Origin of the sequence: Algoriphagus boritolerans DSM 17298 = JCM 18970, from assembly GCF_900108085.1 — a bacterium.
Taxonomy (GTDB): domain Bacteria; phylum Bacteroidota; class Bacteroidia; order Cytophagales; family Cyclobacteriaceae; genus Algoriphagus; species Algoriphagus boritolerans.
The window spans coordinates 172,673-189,104 of record NZ_FNVR01000003.1 but is presented as its reverse complement, the minus strand read 5'-3'; the positions used below and the strand labels follow the sequence as shown (position 1 = coordinate 189,104).

The window sequence follows — 16,432 nt, the reverse complement described above, 5'->3', positions numbered from 1 at the left end:
TTTAAGGTTGATGATAAGTTTATGATGGTTCAATATAGGTCAAATACTTACTAATTCAATCCAGAGGCCATTTTTTTTACTTTTTTTTTTATTCTGTAAAGGAAAGTGCCAATTCGGAATTTTTATAATGCTCACCTAAAAGCTTATCCTTTATAGCCGCGAAAGCTCGAATGGTCTCTTCGACATCTTCTACTGTGTGTACTGCTGTAGGGATTAATCTCAAGATTATCATGCCTTTAGGTATCACAGGGTAGATTACAACTGAGCAGAAGATGCCGTAATTTTCTCTCAAATCTCTTGTCAAAGCAGCGGCTTCACCGACTGTGCCGTTGAGTACTACAGGGGTGACAGGAGAATTTGATCTTCCGGTACTAAATCCGTTTTCATGGAGTCCTTTTCGCAAGGCTTTTACGATTTCCCAAAGCTTATCTTTCAATTCCGGCTGTGATCTCAGGAGTTCCAGACGCTTCAATGCACCCTCGACCAACAGCATAGGAAGTGATTTGGCGAAAATTTGAGAACGCATATTATACCTTAAATAAAGGATGACATTGGCATCACCGGCGATAAAAGCACCAATAGATGCCATGGATTTTGCGAAGGTCGAGAAATACAAGTCAATTTCATCCTGAACTCCCTGCTCTTCTCCAGTACCGGCACCGGTTTTACCCATGGTACCGAATCCGTGCGCATCATCTACCAATAGTCTGAACTCGAATTTCTTTTTGAGTTCAACGATTTCCTTCAGCTTTCCCTGATCACCTGTCATGCCGAATACTCCTTCGGTAATTACCAGAATTCCTCCGCCCGTTTCTGAAGCAAGTTTAGTGGCACGCTCCAATTGTTTTTCGCAGCTTTCTATGTCATTGTGAGGAAAAACGTACCGTTTACCTAAATGCATTCTCAATGCGTCAATAATGCAGGCATGACATTCAGAATCATAGACAACCACATCTTTTCGATCCAAAATCGAATCGATCACAGACATGATGCCCTGATAGCCATAGTTAAGTAAGTAGGATTTTTCCTTGCCTACAAAATCTGCAAGTTCATCTTCAAGCTGCTCATGAAGATTGGTCTGTCCTGACATCATTCGGGCACCCATTGGATAAGCTGCTCCCCATTTGGCAGCAGCTTCAGCGTCTGCTTTACGAACCTCCGGGTGATTGGCAAGTCCCAGATAATTATTAAGGCTCCAGGTGAGTACTTTCTTTCCCTGAAATTTCATTCTGGGTGCAATTTCACCTTCAAGTTTAGGGAAAGAGAAATAACCGTCTGCAAACTCAGAGTGTTTGCCCAAAGGGCCCATGTTCGTTTTTAATTTTGCAAATAGATCCAAAGCAGTCTTGAATTTAAAGTTTCCTTATTTAGTGAGTTTCAGCTCAACTCAACAAAATTAAACTTTTACAAGCTGCAAAGCAAAAAACCAGTTTCCTGACTGTCAATTCTTCAAAAAGCTCGAATTTATTTCCTTATTTCGCCTCAGGCCAAAAGCCTGACCCAAATAATTATTAAGAGAAAATGCAAAAAATTAAAAAACTTTTAGTTGCAAACAGGGGAGAAATCGCGTTGAGAATCATGCGAACGGCTCAGGAAATGGGCATATCCACTGTTGCTGTCTATTCTGAGGCAGACAGACTTTCGCCACATGTTAAATTTGCCGATGAGGCAGTGTGCATTGGTCCACCGCCTTCCAATCAATCTTACCTTTTAGGCAACAAAATCATTGAGGTTTGCAAAGAATTAAATGTCGATGCGATTCACCCGGGCTATGGTTTTCTCTCTGAGAATGCTGAATTCGCCGGTAAAGTCTCAGATGCTGGTTTGATTTTCGTTGGTCCTTCGCCCAAGTCGATCGAGGTCATGGGCTCCAAGCTTGCCGCAAAGCAGGCTGTTGCCAAATATGATATTCCTTTGGTTCCGGGTACCGAAGAAGCAATATCGGATATTACGGAGGCCAAAGAAAGAGCCGCTGAGATCGGCTATCCTATCCTAATCAAAGCCTCAGCTGGAGGGGGAGGCAAAGGAATGCGGATAGTAGAAGATGAATCAGAGTTTGAAGAGCAAATGAATCGGGCTGTTTCAGAGGCTCAATCTGCCTTTGGAGACGGAGCAGTTTTTATCGAAAAGTTTATAACCTCGCCCAGGCATATTGAGATTCAGATCCTCGGTGATCAGCATGGCAATACAGTTTATCTTTTCGAAAGAGAATGTTCGATCCAACGTCGACATCAGAAAGTGATCGAAGAGGCACCTTCGGCAGTAGTTTCTCCCAAAATGCGAAAAGCTATGGGAGAGGCGGCCGTAGGAGTGGCTAAAGCCTGTAATTATTATGGAGCGGGAACGGTGGAGTTTATCGTGGATGACAAGCTGAACTTCTATTTCCTGGAAATGAATACCCGACTCCAGGTAGAGCATCCGGTGACAGAAATGATCACAGGTAAAGATCTTGTTCGAGAGCAAATTTTAGTTGCTGAAGGTAATGTACTTTCTTTTGCTCAGGAAGACCTTAAAATTCACGGTCATGCAGTGGAAATTCGGGTTTATGCAGAAGATCCTAAAAATAATTTCCTTCCCGATATCGGAAAGTTGGTAACCTACCGCAGACCTCAAGGTCCTGGAATTCGTGTGGATGATGGGTTTGAAGAGGGAATGGATATTCCGATCTATTACGATCCGTTGATCGCCAAGCTGATCACGCATGGCGAAAATCGACAGGATGCGATCGGCCGAATGATTCGGGCCATCAATGATTATCGGATCACAGGAATTCAGACTACGCTGGACTTTTGTCGCTTTGCTATGCAGCATGAAGCATTCGTCTCCGGTAATTTTGATACCCAGTTTGTGGAAAATTACTTCACACCTGAAAAGTTGGAACCGGTATTTTCGGAAGAGGAAAGAGAGCTGCTAGCGGCATTGGCAGTGGAGTTTTTTGAGAAAGAAGAAAACCGGATAAATCCAACCCATCCGGCAAATTCAATTCCAAGCACGAACTGGAAAAATCGACTCCTCTGATGGCAGAAATTTTACCGCTAAGGGCTTGGAGATACAATGAAAAGCTTTCTGAAAACCTGGAAGAGTTGACCGCTCCACTTTTTGATGTGGTTTCTCCAAGGCAAAGGGAATTGCTCTATTCAAATCCGCTAAACAGCATTCATCTTTCGGTACCCCAAGGAGAAAATCCTGCAAAAAATGCAAAGGAGATACTCTCCAAATGGAAGTCTTCCAAAGTAATCATTCAGGATCATCTTCCGGGTATTTATGTATATTACCAATATTTTCGATTGCCTGGGGACCATGAGGAACGATGCCGAAAAGGCTTCATTGCACAGATTAAGGCATACGATTGGGAAGAAAACGAAATTCTCAGGCATGAAAACACCATCATTTCAGCTGTTAACGACCGAATAGAATTACTTCAGTCCACTGAAATTCAGGCAAGTCCAACGCATGGATTATATGAAGATGAAAGCAATGAACTGGAGGGATACATGGATGCAGCGATAGCAGCACCACTTTGTGAATTGGAGGATTATCAAGGAGTGAGGGAGGTATTGGGAGTCATCCATGACGCGAAAATCATCTCGAGGTTTTTGGCCGTGTTGGCGGATAAGAAAGTTATCTTAGCTGACGGACATCACAGGCTTGAGGGTGCCATTGCTTATAAAAACCTTCAGCATAATTCATTTCCTGCAACCAAGTGGAAGGGTTCAGATTATCATCTCATGTATTTGACCAATGTACATGGCAATCACCTGAAAATTCTTCCGACCCATCGCTTATTTTATGGATTGGATTTGCCAGAAAATGAGCTAATGGATCGGATCAAGGAATGGTTTGATGTGCGGGTTTTTGGTGATGCTGATGAATTGGTCAATTATACTTTTCAGCGAAAATGGTCATTTGGATTGGTGTTTTCAGACGAAGCTTATGTGATCAAATTTAAGCAGGATAAGTTTGAACAAGTCAGGCCTGATTTGCCAGAGGTATTGAGGAATCTCGATTTGGTCATTTTACACCATATTTTATTTGAAAAAATATTGGGTCTAAATTCCGAACAGCAACGAAAATCAGATCAACTGGCTTTTGAGCGAAACTTCTCCAGATGTGTACGGGAGGTCAGAAGTCAGGAGGCAAGTTTTGCAATTATTACACGGGAAATTGAATTGGAGCAAGTATTGGAAGTTTGTAAATCCGGCGCTGTAATGCCCCAAAAATCGACGTATTTTTATCCAAAAGCACTCGGAGGAATGCTGTTTGGAAGCATAAAGCAGGAAGAATTTGACTATGACTATGGAGCCTTTTTTGAGCAAACTAGCAGCTAACCGAATCATTTTGGCTTCTAATTCACCGAGAAGACAAGAGCTTTTGAAAGCCCTGGGAGTTGATTTTGAAGTAAAAGTTCACCCCATTGATGAGACGGTTCCCACTGGCCTGCCAGCAGAATTTGCAGCGGCCTACTTGTCTAAACTTAAAGCTGAAAATTACCCTTATTCTCTGGCTGAAAATGAAATCCTGATCACAGCCGATACCATCGTGATCGTAAGAGGTAAGATATTGGGCAAACCCAACACTGATTTAGAGGCTTTTGAGATGCTAAAAGGTCTTTCGGGTACCACCCACACGGTGATTACGGCCGTCACTATGAAAGATGCGAAACGACAGATTACCTTGGAGGATGAAGCCAAGGTGACGTTCAGGTTTCTGGATGAAGATGAAATCTGGTACTATGTCCGGAATTTCAAGCCTTTTGACAAAGCTGGAGCTTATGGTATACAGGAATGGATCGGATTTGTCGGAGTCACAGGGATCGAAGGGTCCTATTTTACCGTGATGGGATTTCCTTTGCACTTGGTCTATCAGCAGCTGAAGAAGTGGTGAAGGATACTTCGATATTCAGCGTTCGATGTTCACTAGTTCTTTCTTTTCACCGCAAAGCTTAAGTGTTTTTTAATCTGGGTACACAATATCAGCAATCATGAAATCGAGCATGACGAAGATCGTCACACAGGGGGATGATTATGAACCATGCGAGATTCTCCCGAAGAAAAATCGGGACAGGCTATCTGACCAATAATTATCAACTTATAAACTGATGAACTGAAATAGTTTAAGTCCAAGTGCGAAAACTTGAACCAAGTTTGCATAAACCCAGATTCATTATCTTTGAAATACTCCTTTACAAATAATGATCTTCCTCCAAAACATATCACTTCCCACCGGCAATTCAAGACAATTTCCTTTTAGCATTCCTGCTTTTAAGGATTTGGAGTCGCTGGATTTCAGGAATCCAATCACAGTTTTTGTTGGAGAAAATGGCTCAGGGAAATCAACTTTGCTGAAGGCTTTAGCCATGAAAATCAATCTTCCGGCTATCGGAAGTACAGATTTGGAGCAGGACGACACCTTGACTGGTTTTCGGGAATTCAGTGAAGGAATCATCACGAGATGGGAGCAAACCAAAACCTATCGCGGATTCTTTTTTCGGGCCGAAGATTACTTTGGTTTTGTCAAAAGGCTCAGATCCATTGATCAGGAATTGAAAGGAGACATTGTGGATTTTGAAAAAAATCTAAGTGGCTATGGACTCAAAGTGGCAGTAGGAGCCATTCACAGTCAAAAGGAAGCACTGCAGCGCAAATACGGTGATTTGACACAGGTTTCGCATGGGGAAGGATTTCTCAAAGTGCTTCAAAACCGAATTCAACCTGAAGGCATTTACCTGATTGACGAACCGGAAGCCGCACTTTCACCTCAGCGTCAGCTTGCACTTTTCTCCATGATCAAAAATCTGGCTGTCAATGAAAACTGCCAGTTTATCATCGCTACCCACTCGCCGATTTTGATGAGTTTGCCGGATGCCCAGATTTTACAGTTTGACGAATCAGTTCATCAAGTTCAGGTGGAGGAAACGGAGCATTTTTCGATCATGAAAAACTTCCTGAATAATCCTGAGGCATTTTTACGATTTCTTTAGCCAGCAAAAAGATTTCTTCCGACTACAGGCTCGATTAGCGCATTACTGACAGCTTCCGGATTTGCTTTCAACCAATCCAAAGGCTCTAAAAGCGGTTCATCCGAAAGGTCAAATGTCCCAAAATGCATCGGGATATTTAAGCACAGCTGCTAAACTGGCTTCGAATGGATGATAAAGATTTTAAAAAGTACCATCGCTGAGTCGTGGCGTGCCCTTCCATTCGGGCGGGGTTTTATGATATGGAAGTCCGGGATAGAAAGTATGGTTCAAAGTGCGTGTTCCGTTAAAGTCTAGGTCTGAAAGTAAAATTTCGGAAAGTATCACTCCAGCCAAGCCGGTTAGAAAAGTTCTTCGATCCATTTTTTGAATGGATTTCGAAAAATTAAATTTTGATTTGGTACTAAAAGTTGCTTTTCTACCGCCTGAAAAAAAGCCGATCGAGATACAAGTCTGATCGGCTTATCGATTGAATTATCGGAGGGTCAATGTTATAAATTCCCCCTTAATTCCTGCTCTCGCTCAATGGCTTCAAACAATGCCTTGAAGTTTCCTTTTCCAAAGGACTTAGCGCCTTTTCGTTGAATGATTTCAAAGAAAAGGGTTGGGCGATCCTGTACTGGTTTGGTGAAGATCTGAAGCAAATATCCTTCATCGTCTCTATCTACGAGAATATTGAGATCTTTAAGAGGTTGTAGGTCCTCGTCGATTTTTCCCACGCGATCCAGCAAGTCATCATAGTAGGAAGAAGGCACCTCCAGGAATTCCACTCCTCGACTTCTCAACTCCCTTACCGTGTGGCAGATATCATCAGTAGCAATTGCCATGTGTTGTACGCCGGGGCCTCCGTAGAATTCGAGATACTCCTCGATCTGGGATTTCTTTTTGCCTGCCGCTGGTTCGTTGATTGGGAATTTGATGTAGCCATTTCCGTTGGATACGACCTTGGACATGAGTGCGGAATATTCGGTAGAAATGTCTTTGTCATCAAATGTCAACAAAAGCTTGAAACCCATGACATTTTCGTAAAATTCTACCCATCTATTCATTTGTCCCAACTCCACATTGCCCACGCAATGGTCGATGTATTTCAGACCAATGCTTGTCTGCTGATAGGTACTTTTTCGAGGGCGATAGCCGGGAAGGAATACGCCGTTATAATTTTTCCGCTCCACGAAGGTGTGGATTGTTTCGCCATAAGTGCGGATGGATGCGACTTTCACTTCACCAAACTGATCTTTGATGACCTCAGGTTCGGAGGCAGATTCCGCACCTCGGGAGGTGGTTTCCAGCCAGGATTTCTCCGCATCATCTACCCAAAGTGCCAAGACTTTGACACCGTCTCCGTGGCGGTGAATATGTTCTGCGATCGGATGGTTTGGTCCAAGTGGGGAGGTGAGGACAAGCCGGATTTTGTCTTGCTTCAAAACATAAGAAGCTCGATCTCGAACGCCTGTTTCAGGACCCGCGTAGGCTATTAATTCGAATCCAAAGGCATATTGATAGTAAAGGGCTGACTGCTTGGCATTGCCAACATAGAGCTCGACATAGTCGGTGCCATTGAGGGGAAGAAAGTCTTGATTCATCGTGGGGTTAGATTTGGGTTGTTATGCTAGTCCAAAGGTAAAAACAATGCCAAAGAATATTTGGTTTGCCTCAATTCTTTTTTTGGTATCAAATCCAAGATTTGAAATCAACTCCTTGAAAATGAATTTGTCATCCCAGTTGACCTCAAATGATTTTAGAAATGCCCGATATTCTTGGATAAATGTTTTTTTCCTGTGGTGCTTTTTTTGATTTTGGATATAGGTAATTACGCTGGGTACTTGACTTTTTGACTATGAAAATGCTCCAAAACCTTCTTGCTATTGAAATTTTGAATTAATCTAAAAGAATAGCTTAAATCTCAAAACTCAAATAATTTCTAAAAATATCCCAGAGGGATATTTGGTAGTAGTTGAAAATGGTTGGATGATAAAACGTTACATCGGAACGCATGGTGAAAAAACAATTTTAGATAGATTATTTATTCCTGTGGATTCTGATTTCTCCATAGTGTGATCCAGGCTAAAATCAAAAAAGTCAATGCCCATGTTCCCAAAAACGTATCTATCGTCAACCAAAGCAAAAAAAAGTAATAGGGTATAGCCAAGAAAAACCCGATCAGAAACTTCCAAGTGGAACTAAAAACCTCATCTTCTACGCTTTTCTTTTTCCAAAGCCAAAGCCAAAAAAGAGGCAGGTTGAAAATCTTCATCATTTTATTGTTGATGCTGCCTGACTCAGCAACTGGATGGAGGACCTTACCAGTCTCCAAAAAAGTGTCCACTTCAGATTTGGAAGTCAAATCCACATTTTTTTCGATTAACCTTTTAAGTGTTTCCTCATACCCTTCATCCGGAATAGTTACGATCAACGATTTCAGCGCATTTTCTACGCTTTTTGTCAATTTTCCGGATTTGGAGGCAGGCATGTCCACAGGGATAATTTTACCAAAAGTGACTCTAACCTTACTTCCGGATCGCATGTGGGCACTAAACTGTAATCCAACGGGCAAAATCACCGGTTCCAGTTCAGGATATCTTTCTTTCAAGCCAAAAGCCATACGTGTAAATCCCTTGCTCAGCGGCCTCAGATTTCTAACCAAACTATGACTTCCTTCGGCAAAGACGACTACTGCTCCATTTTTGCGAAGCACTTCAAATGTCTGATCAAAAGTATGGTGATTGTGCTGGATCGTGGAGAATCCATCCCGTACTCGATACACCGGGAGCATGCGGATAAAGTGCAACAGCCGGGATACGAATGGATTGGTAAATACGGCTGCACGAGTCAAAAACCAAGGATTGAGTCGGGTATGCGTAGCTAAAAGTAGGGGGTCAATCAGTGCGTTTTGATGGTTTGCAACTAGTATTACAGGGCGGTTTTTAGGGAGATTTTCTTTGCCTTCGACGATGATCCTGCGAAAATATCCATGAAGGGCAATCTTCACCAAGAATCTCAAAACCGCATTTATAAGGTTTTTCATGCACGTAATTTCCAAAAGCTGGCGATGATCATGCCAGACACAAGATGCCAAATTCCCCACAAGGCAGTGATGATTGCCATTCCCCCTAGCCCTTCAAAGTAAGTAAAAATCAATACCAGCCCCAATCCTGAATTTTGAATTCCCGTCTCGATGGTTAGGGTTTTGATATCCGGCATAGGTAACCTACCCATCTTTCCTGTCAGAAAACCAGCACTTAAGGCGATGAAATTATGGACTAAAACCCAAAAGAAAATCATGCCGATGTACTGGATAAAAATGTCAAAATTACCTGCAAAGGCTAATCCTACAAAAGCCGCAAATATTAAAATACTGAGTGGTTTGAGAATTTTGGAAGCTTTTCGAGCAAATCCGGGGAATTTCTGACTCGTAACAATTCCAAGGATCAATGGAACTCCCAAAATAATCCCCACAGTGAAAAAAACGTCTGTGATGTCCAAGCTGATTTCCCGAAGCAGGAGCGAAGTAGGAGTATAAAAACCTGCCCAAATCGCAAAGTTTAATGGGGTGCTGAAAATGGAAAGGACTGATGAAAAAGCAGTCAAACTCACGGATAGCGCAGTATTTCCTTTTGCAAGGCTGGTGAGAAAGTTTGAAACATTTCCTCCGGGGCAAGCTGCCACCAAAAACATTCCCAATGCAACACTTGGAGGGGGTTGGACGATGGATATCAAAACCCAAGTAAAAAAAGGCAATACCAGGAACTGGGAGAAAACACCTAAAATAAAGCCTTTTGGGTTTTTAATAAGGTAACGGAAGTCTGCCCATTTCAAATCCAATGCAACTCCATACATAATCAGCGCCAAAGCGAGATTGAGCAGGAGTAGATCACTTTGGGAAAAATTCAGTCGGACTGAATCCAGAGGGTTAGGGGTGGACATTCACCCGAAAATCAGGCGAATTCTTGGCAAATCAAAACATCATTGGTTTTCAAAAGCGATTGAATCCAAATTTCTCCGATTAATCTGGAGGGTATAGCTTGCCTTAGCGTGGCATCTAACTTTTTGTAGTTTCTAGCCAGTTCGGTGCAATTCCTCCCAATAGGAGCAGATACCTGACTTGTCTACAGCCAAAACCATTCACCAACAGCGAGTCCTGGTTTTTGTAGTTTGCCCTTCATTCAGGGTATTCAGTAAGAGCAATTTAAAATTGAAGAGTTTGAAAGAATTTAGGTTCAGAAGGAATCGAGGTTGATTCGATAGACGAATTTGAAGTAATGTGGAAATCATTTGAAAATAATTTCAATTACCCCGAATAAGCACCTGGCCTAAGACATGCTATTTTAAATCTAACTCACTAACCAATTACTACTTATTAGTTCCTGGTCACTTTTCCGATTCCATTTATTTCTTCTTTGATCACATTCGGATTTCCCGTGTAGCTGACAGCACCAATACCATCCACCGTGATGGATAGATCACCCTCGCAGTGTACAGCCACCCGGCCAATTCCTGAGGTTTTCAAGGTCATATTCTGAGCAATCAAGTCGCTCGCATCTACATTACCCATGCCATCATTGGTCAAACGGATAGCGTCGACACTTCCCTTTAGGTGGATATTGCCGAGCATGGAAAACACCGCATTGATGGTATTCGCCTGTAGCTCAAGATTAAGATTTCCCACTCCATCCCCTTTGATATTGACCTCATCCAGTTCTATGGGACTCTCTGTTTTGATATTTCCTACTCCGTCAAAAACAAACTCCTCCAGTTCACTGACCGTCAAATAGACATTTACCCTGGAGTTTTTTTTGAAAAATTTTTCATTCACTTTTTCAAAATCCAGCTCCAGCCATTCTCCGTTTTGGGTTACTTTCAATTTTTGGACTAAATCTTCATCTCCTTCGATTCGAAGCGCGGGATTATCGCTTTGGGAAAGATAGAGATTGAATATGCCGCTGACTTTTAATTTTTTTGTCCCTTCTATTTCCCGAATATCACTGATTGATTCCTCTGTTTTGCGGCTGAAATTAAGCGTGCAGGATTGGAGGAGAGCAATTAAGATTAGAGTTGAGCTAAGTAGCTTGGCTTTCATAGTTTTCAGGATTGGATTTGAGATAAAACCAGAGGGGTAATTTTACACCAAGTTAATCATCTTCTATTCAAATCGTGAATGGGTGGATATCCTAAATTTTACCAACCCCAGAGGCCTTGGGGTCTTCAGAAAAACTAAAATTATCTAAAAATGAAAATTCCCGCTCGGAATTAAATCCGAGCGGGAATGTGATGATACAAAAAAACTAAATCGCTTAAGCGACTTTTACATTTATTGCATTCATTCCTTTTTTGCCTCGCTCTGTGTCAAAGGTAACCTTGTCGCCTTCGCGGATGGTGTCTACAAGACCACTTACGTGTACAAAAATTTCCTCTCCTGAGGCATTGTCAACGATGAAGCCAAATCCCTTGGTTTCGTTGAAGAATTTTACTGTTCCGGTATTCATTTGGAAAATTTAATATGTTGATATGGCTAATTGCCGATCCAAAACTAACTGGATTAAAAGTAAAAAATTGATTTTCAATCATTTTTCTTCTAAAAATTGAATAAAAAAGTTTAAAAACCGGGTTTTGGGCGTTTTACTAGCCTGGAAATCAGCCTTTCAAAGTTTAAAAGTCTAAAATCAAACGCTGGTCTTTCCTGTTTTTTAAATCTTTACTTAAGAAAATTGATTTTTTTGGAGAAAAGTTATGGATTAATTTTTAGTTGATTTTTAAATTTTAACTAAATCGACCAAGAAATTTTTTGGTTATATGACTTTGGTCAGGAATTCCGGAATAACCCGAATTATAAAGTCTTTTCTTGATTTTTCTGCGTAAAATAACCAAGTGGAGTTCGAAGGATCTCTATCTGTTTTATTTATTAAACCCACCAAAAATCATGAAAGCTCTTGATAAAAAAGTAGCCATTATTACAGGATCCGGATCCGGAATCGGAAAAGCTGCCGCCTTACTCTTTGCAAAAGAAGGGGCAACTGTAATTGTATCGGATATTCAGGAGGAAAACGGAAGGGCAGTTGCCGAAGAAATAAAATCTAACGGAGGAAATGCGATATTTTTCAGAGCAGATACTTCTCAGCCTGCCGACAATGAGGCGCTGGTAAAAGCAGCTATTGATAATTTTGGAAAACTTGACATTGCCGTCAATAATGCAGGAATAGGTGGCCCAATGGGTTTGACGGGAGAATATCCAATCGATGGATGGCAAAAAGTCATAGAGGTGAATCTTTCCGGGGTGTTTTACGGCATGCATTATCAACTTCCTGCAATGGAGAAGAATGGAGGAGGAGTCATCGTCAATATTGCATCGATCCTGGGGATGGTGGGCACACGTTTCTCTCCAGCCTATGTAGCCGCAAAACATGGGGTAGTAGGCTTAACCAAGGCAACAGCACTGGAATATGCTCCCAAAAATATCCGTGTCAACTCCATTGGACCCGGCTATATCATGACCCCACTTCTTACTACTAACCTTAATCAAGAAATGCTAAAAATGGTGGAGGCACTTCATCCAATCGGACGACTAGGTGAAGCCGAAGAAGTAGCCGAACTCATCCTTTGGCTTAGCTCCTCCAAGTCTTCCTTTGTTACAGGTTCTTATTATCCTGTGGATGGAGGTTACTTGGCTCAGTAGATTTTCTGCCTGCACCTGATTAAGGTGCAGGTTTTTTGAACATCATACCACAGGTTTGCAATTTCCCAAAATCAAATGATCCGGAATTTTTGCTTCCTAAGGACGTTTTCTTTTCTCAGAACCTACAGGAAGTGGCATTTTTCACTATTCCTTAACTAGCCTCTCTAATCAAATACAAAAAAATCCTTTTGAGGCATTGACTCAGATGTACATCGATCGGATCAAGCTCCGGGAGCTGAAAGCCAGGGCTCCATTACATCACCTGCTTCACAGATGGGGGGCATAGGCCTGAGGGCCACTTATGGTAAAATAAGTCGCCTGGGAGTATCAGGTCACTTGCACAAGCTTATTTTGGTTGTCATATTTGAATTCAAAATCCCATTATCATCCAAAGTTTCAATTCAAATACACATGAATGTAACCCATAGTGTAAAAGCTTTTCAGGATCTCACAGTTTACGAATTATATGCTTTGCTAAAGCTGAGGTCAGAGGTGTTTGTGGTGGAACAGAACTGCGTTTACTTGGATTTGGATGATAAGGACCAGGTTTGTTATCATGTGATGTTATACCGAAACGATCAGCTGGTTGCCTGTAGTCGACTTGTTCCACCCGGATTGGTGTATGAAGAGATGGCAATCGGCAGAGTGATTTCTGCAGGAGCTGTGAGAGGGTTGGGGATGGGGAGAAAAGTGATGGGGTTGTCCATTCAATATTGTCAGGAACTGTTCGGCCCCGGGGATATTCGTATCGGCGCACAAACTTATGCACTAGGTTTTTATTCTTCCCTGGGTTTTGTGCCAGATGGAGAGACCTATGACGAAGACGGGATTGAACACATCGAAATGGTAAAAAAATCTCCAAAAAGTTAAGCAGGTCCAAGATGTCGATCTTGGACCTGCTTCATTCCTTATTTTTTCAGACTTTCCAAGACCAATCGTACCAGTTCAGCTTTGTCTCCATTGGGAATCCAGCGGGCTACGATCACCAAGTCATTTTCTTGATCTACATAAATCATGTTGGTGCCTGCACCGATATGCATGAAAGCAGACTTGGGAGCTGCCGGTGCCAATTTTTGATCTTCGTTTAAGAAATAATTCATCAATCCATAATCCGGTTGGGCTGGAGTTGGAGTTCGGGACTTTTCGATCCAGGATTCGGGAATCAATTGTGTACCGTCCCAATTTCCATTTCGTAATGTTAGGTAGCCAAATCGTGCCTGATCCCAAGCCGAAAGCATCATTCCACCACCCCAATGTGAACCCCCACTGATGGATTGCATGATTTGTCCATCCAGGATGACGAAGGAGTTTTCATAGCCTGTCCATCTCCAGGTGTCAGAGGCACCGATGGGATCCATGATCTTTTCCTTGATAATCACCGGGAGTGGCTTTCTCCATACATTGAGCAATGCCAAAGCCAGGACATTGACTCGCGTATCGTTGTATTCGTACACTGATCCCGGGGCATTTCGAGGGCGTGTTCTCCATTGGTTGGCTTCCCCGGTTGGCCGGTCTGCCCAATCAGGTTTTCCCCAAAGACTTCCTTCCCAATCTGAAGTCTGTCGAAGCAGGTCATCCCATCGGATTTTGCGGTTGTGTTCGGTACCAAACAAATCAAAGACATCCTCTTCGTACAGATGATCCGCTTTGTTCATCATCGAGTGCACCGGGTCATAGGGATAGATTGGTGCCATGTAAGGATAAACCAGGTCTTTTTCATCCTTGATTAATCCCTCGGCTACCGCCAAGCCCGCCGTAGTAGACAGAAAACTTTTTGCCACACTAAAGGTCAAGTCAACGCGCTCCGGTTCGCCCCATTGTCCCACTACGTAGCCTTTGTAAATGATCAAACCGGTCGCCGGACCTCTCAATTTCATTGGACCAACCGGATACCCGAAAGGCTCCCGTCCAAAGGCACTTTCATAATGAGCAATTTTTAAATTCGGATTTTGATTGCTTTCATGCGTCTTGGCAAACTCAATAGCCTGACTGAGGAGAGTTTCATTAAGACCGAGTTCAGATGGAGTTTTTGTCAGCCAGTTATTTTTCTCAGGAAAATATGTCTGGGACGAAAGACCAAGTATGGTGAAATAAAATACTGTCAGAAGCAGTGACTTTTTCATGATAGGGAGATTATAATACGATTTTAAGTAATTCCTGACCTTCGGCTAAACCATTTGTAAAACTTTATTTCAAAGAATCAACAGCTAAACACTTATTGTAATTCGTCTGTTGATTAAGTATACTTTTCAATTTGCCTTTGAAAAACCTAAATTTTCATCGGTATCCAAATTTTATTAAAACGTCTATCCATGGAAGAAGAAAAAATATACATCGTTGGGGCAGGTTTGTCGGGTTTGATCGCTGCTTTGGAATTGGAAAAGGCTGGATTTTTTCCCATTATTCTTGAATCAACCGATGGGATTGGGGGCCGAATGAAGACCGATGAGGTAGACGGATTTCTATTGGACCATGGATTCCAGGTACTAAATACGGCTTATCCTGAGGCAAAAAAATACTTGGACTTTCAAGCATTAAAGCTCAAGACGTTTGATCCGGGGGCAGTGATATTTGATGGTAAAGATTCCTACATCATCACTGATCCGATGCGGAATCCGCTCAAAATCGTCGGAATGGCATTTTCCAAAGTGGGGACTTTTATTGACAAAGTGAAAATGTTTACCCTGACCCAAGAGCTGAAAAAGAAATCCAATGAGGCGATTTTCAGTGGACCTTCCATTCCCACGCATCAGTATTTGAAGGAATATGGATTCTCCGATCAGATTATTGCTAATTTCTTCAAACCATTCTTTCGAGGAATTTTTCTGGAAAATCACCTGAATACATCTTCCCGAATGTTTGAATTCGTGTTTAAGATGTTTTCATTGGGCAAGGCTGCCGTGCCCGAAAAGGGAATGATAGAAATTCCTGAAATGATTCGGTGCCAACTGAGTAAAACCCAGATTTACTTTAATTCCCCAGTCGAAAAAGTGGAGGGAAAAACCATTCAATTGAAAAATGGGGAAACCTTGGCAGCTGACCGGATTGTGATTGCAGTTCAACCGGATAAGGTGATGAAGCAACTCCAAGGTCAGTTTGCACCCGCCCACCAAGTGATCAACTTGTATTTTTCGACCCAAAAATCATTTCTCGCCAGGCCGATGATCGGATTGATTCCCGGGGATCACCTGGTAAACAACATTGTCTTTATGGATGATGTGTCAAAGGCATATTCGAATAATGGGAGGGCCTTACTTTCGGTATCTGTATTGTATTCTGATTTGAATGAAAAGGAATTGGTTAAGGCAGTTCAGCTGGAATTGGAAGGGATATCCGGGATCAAAGCAGAGTATTTTAAGTTTGTGAAAGCCTATCACATCACGTATGCCTTGCCAAACCTGGACGATCTGAAATACAGCATTCCGATGACGGAGTGCAAGATCACCGATCATGTTTACTTAGCGGGGGATTACTTGCTCAATGGCTCGATCAATGCAGCAATGACATCAGGAAGAACGGCTGCCGAGGCTGTGGTTCATAGCTATATGCCGACGCATTGATTTTTAACCAAGGAGGGCACGGAGAAAATAGAGTTTAGAGATCAGACCTTGTTTAGGACTTTTAAACTAGTGGGCTCAATTTGTTCTTTTTCAAGTTCACAGAGGGAAAAAGCTAAAGCTTTTTGTTTTTGCCACAAAGTACGCGAAGGAGCGTAAAGGAATTTTACCACAGAGGCCACTGAGAAAAGGGGGTTGAGGGATCAGTCCTATAATGGACTTTTA

General features: G+C 42.2%; 16 protein-coding genes. 7 read left to right on the top strand and 9 right to left on the bottom strand.

Features of this window, described 5'->3' with window-relative positions; all coding sequences use genetic code 11:
- Positions 1-88 precede the first annotated feature (88 nt).
- Positions 89-1,339 carry an aminotransferase class I/II-fold pyridoxal phosphate-dependent enzyme gene (locus tag C4S61_RS04560; protein ID WP_103923611.1) on the bottom strand — a complete coding sequence of 417 codons (1,251 nt, stop codon included), beginning with the start codon at positions 1,337-1,339 and terminating at the stop codon, positions 89-91.
- 182 nt (positions 1,340-1,521) lie between these two features.
- Here C4S61_RS04560 and C4S61_RS04555 point away from each other — a divergent pair, with 182 nt between their 5' ends.
- From C4S61_RS04555 to C4S61_RS04540, 4 genes are all read left to right on the top strand, one after another.
- Entirely contained in the window at positions 1,522-3,018 is a 1,497-nt protein-coding gene (locus C4S61_RS04555; protein WP_103923610.1) for an acetyl-CoA carboxylase biotin carboxylase subunit, read from the top strand.
- Positions 3,018-4,328 (top strand): DUF1015 domain-containing protein, encoded by a 1,311-nt coding sequence (locus tag C4S61_RS04550; protein ID WP_103923609.1) that lies wholly within the window; start codon positions 3,018-3,020, stop codon positions 4,326-4,328. Before C4S61_RS04555 ends, C4S61_RS04550 begins: the two co-directional genes overlap by 1 nt.
- A complete protein-coding gene (locus C4S61_RS04545) occupies positions 4,297-4,884 on the top strand; it encodes a Maf family nucleotide pyrophosphatase (protein WP_103923608.1) in 588 nt (195 codons plus the stop codon). Before C4S61_RS04550 ends, C4S61_RS04545 begins: the two co-directional genes overlap by 32 nt.
- Before the next feature lie 307 nt (positions 4,885-5,191).
- Positions 5,192-5,980 (top strand): AAA family ATPase, encoded by a 789-nt coding sequence (locus C4S61_RS04540; RefSeq protein WP_103923607.1) that lies wholly within the window; start codon positions 5,192-5,194, stop codon positions 5,978-5,980.
- On the opposite strand, the gene C4S61_RS22480 is transcribed toward C4S61_RS04540, so the two are convergent.
- The 7 genes from C4S61_RS22480 to C4S61_RS04510 all read right to left on the bottom strand — a co-directional run bounded on the left by C4S61_RS22480 (position 5,977) and on the right by C4S61_RS04510 (position 11,463).
- On the bottom strand, positions 5,977-6,108 hold the full coding sequence (locus C4S61_RS22480; protein ID WP_262495003.1) for a hypothetical protein: 132 nt from the start codon (positions 6,106-6,108) through the stop codon (positions 5,977-5,979). The two genes, C4S61_RS04540 and C4S61_RS22480, sit on opposite strands and share 4 nt — an antisense overlap.
- A 52-nt stretch (positions 6,109-6,160) precedes the next feature.
- Entirely contained in the window at positions 6,161-6,340 is a 180-nt protein-coding gene (locus C4S61_RS04535) for a hypothetical protein (protein WP_103923606.1), read from the bottom strand.
- Positions 6,341-6,468: 128 nt separating this feature from the next.
- Positions 6,469-7,563, bottom strand: a complete 1,095-nt coding sequence (hppD, locus tag C4S61_RS04530) for a 4-hydroxyphenylpyruvate dioxygenase (RefSeq protein ID WP_103923605.1) — start codon at positions 7,561-7,563, stop codon at positions 6,469-6,471.
- A 440-nt stretch (positions 7,564-8,003) separates the two neighbouring features.
- Positions 8,004-9,005 (bottom strand): 1-acyl-sn-glycerol-3-phosphate acyltransferase, encoded by a 1,002-nt coding sequence (locus tag C4S61_RS04525; RefSeq protein ID WP_103923604.1) that lies wholly within the window; start codon positions 9,003-9,005, stop codon positions 8,004-8,006.
- Positions 9,002-9,904, bottom strand: coding sequence for a bile acid:sodium symporter family protein (locus C4S61_RS04520; RefSeq protein WP_103923603.1), 903 nt, complete (start codon positions 9,902-9,904; stop codon positions 9,002-9,004). Before C4S61_RS04520 ends, C4S61_RS04525 begins: the two co-directional genes overlap by 4 nt.
- Positions 9,905-10,337: 433 nt before the next feature.
- Complete coding sequence (locus C4S61_RS04515; RefSeq protein WP_103923602.1) at positions 10,338-11,057, bottom strand: head GIN domain-containing protein; 720 nt, start codon at positions 11,055-11,057, stop codon at positions 10,338-10,340.
- 214 nt (positions 11,058-11,271) lie between these two features.
- Entirely contained in the window at positions 11,272-11,463 is a 192-nt protein-coding gene (locus C4S61_RS04510) for a cold-shock protein (RefSeq protein ID WP_103923601.1), read from the bottom strand.
- Positions 11,464-11,897: 434 nt separating this feature from the next.
- Between C4S61_RS04510 and C4S61_RS04505 the strand changes: the two genes are divergently transcribed.
- Both C4S61_RS04505 and C4S61_RS04500 read left to right on the top strand, forming a co-directional pair.
- On the top strand, positions 11,898-12,650 hold the full coding sequence (locus C4S61_RS04505; protein WP_103923600.1) for an SDR family NAD(P)-dependent oxidoreductase: 753 nt from the start codon (positions 11,898-11,900) through the stop codon (positions 12,648-12,650).
- A gap of 411 nt (positions 12,651-13,061) precedes the next feature.
- Positions 13,062-13,520 carry a GNAT family N-acetyltransferase gene (locus tag C4S61_RS04500; RefSeq protein ID WP_103923721.1) on the top strand — a complete coding sequence of 153 codons (459 nt, stop codon included), beginning with the start codon at positions 13,062-13,064 and terminating at the stop codon, positions 13,518-13,520.
- A gap of 38 nt (positions 13,521-13,558) precedes the next feature.
- Here C4S61_RS04500 and C4S61_RS04495 read toward each other — a convergent pair whose 3' ends face one another.
- A complete protein-coding gene (locus C4S61_RS04495) occupies positions 13,559-14,773 on the bottom strand; it encodes a serine hydrolase domain-containing protein (protein WP_103923599.1) in 1,215 nt (404 codons plus the stop codon).
- Between the two features lie 189 nt (positions 14,774-14,962).
- Here C4S61_RS04495 and C4S61_RS04490 point away from each other — a divergent pair, with 189 nt between their 5' ends.
- Entirely contained in the window at positions 14,963-16,210 is a 1,248-nt protein-coding gene (locus C4S61_RS04490; protein WP_103923598.1) for an NAD(P)/FAD-dependent oxidoreductase, read from the top strand.
- Positions 16,211-16,432: the final 222 nt, after the last annotated feature.

Excerpts from the sequence above, each read along its gene's own strand:
- C4S61_RS04555 (WP_103923610.1), top strand. The coding sequence starts at position 1,522 with ATGCAAAAAATTAAAAAACTTTTAGTTGCAAACAGGGGAGAAATCGCG.
- C4S61_RS04550 (WP_103923609.1), top strand. The coding sequence starts at position 3,018 with ATGGCAGAAATTTTACCGCTAAGGGCTTGGAGATACAATGAAAAGCTT.
- C4S61_RS04545 (WP_103923608.1), top strand. The coding sequence starts at position 4,297 with ATGGAGCCTTTTTTGAGCAAACTAGCAGCTAACCGAATCATTTTGGCT.
- C4S61_RS04540 (WP_103923607.1), top strand. The coding sequence starts at position 5,192 with ATGATCTTCCTCCAAAACATATCACTTCCCACCGGCAATTCAAGACAA.
- C4S61_RS22480 (WP_262495003.1), bottom strand. The coding sequence starts at position 6,108 with ATGCATTTTGGGACATTTGACCTTTCGGATGAACCGCTTTTAGAGCCT.
- C4S61_RS04535 (WP_103923606.1), bottom strand. The coding sequence starts at position 6,340 with ATGGATCGAAGAACTTTTCTAACCGGCTTGGCTGGAGTGATACTTTCC.
- hppD (WP_103923605.1), bottom strand. The coding sequence starts at position 7,563 with ATGAATCAAGACTTTCTTCCCCTCAATGGCACCGACTATGTCGAGCTC.
- C4S61_RS04525 (WP_103923604.1), bottom strand. The coding sequence starts at position 9,005 with ATGAAAAACCTTATAAATGCGGTTTTGAGATTCTTGGTGAAGATTGCC.
- C4S61_RS04520 (WP_103923603.1), bottom strand. The coding sequence starts at position 9,904 with ATGTCCACCCCTAACCCTCTGGATTCAGTCCGACTGAATTTTTCCCAA.
- C4S61_RS04515 (WP_103923602.1), bottom strand. The coding sequence starts at position 11,057 with ATGAAAGCCAAGCTACTTAGCTCAACTCTAATCTTAATTGCTCTCCTC.
- C4S61_RS04510 (WP_103923601.1), bottom strand. The coding sequence starts at position 11,463 with ATGAATACCGGAACAGTAAAATTCTTCAACGAAACCAAGGGATTTGGC.
- C4S61_RS04505 (WP_103923600.1), top strand. The coding sequence starts at position 11,898 with ATGAAAGCTCTTGATAAAAAAGTAGCCATTATTACAGGATCCGGATCC.
- C4S61_RS04500 (WP_103923721.1), top strand. The coding sequence starts at position 13,062 with ATGAATGTAACCCATAGTGTAAAAGCTTTTCAGGATCTCACAGTTTAC.
- C4S61_RS04495 (WP_103923599.1), bottom strand. The coding sequence starts at position 14,773 with ATGAAAAAGTCACTGCTTCTGACAGTATTTTATTTCACCATACTTGGT.
- C4S61_RS04490 (WP_103923598.1), top strand. The coding sequence starts at position 14,963 with ATGGAAGAAGAAAAAATATACATCGTTGGGGCAGGTTTGTCGGGTTTG.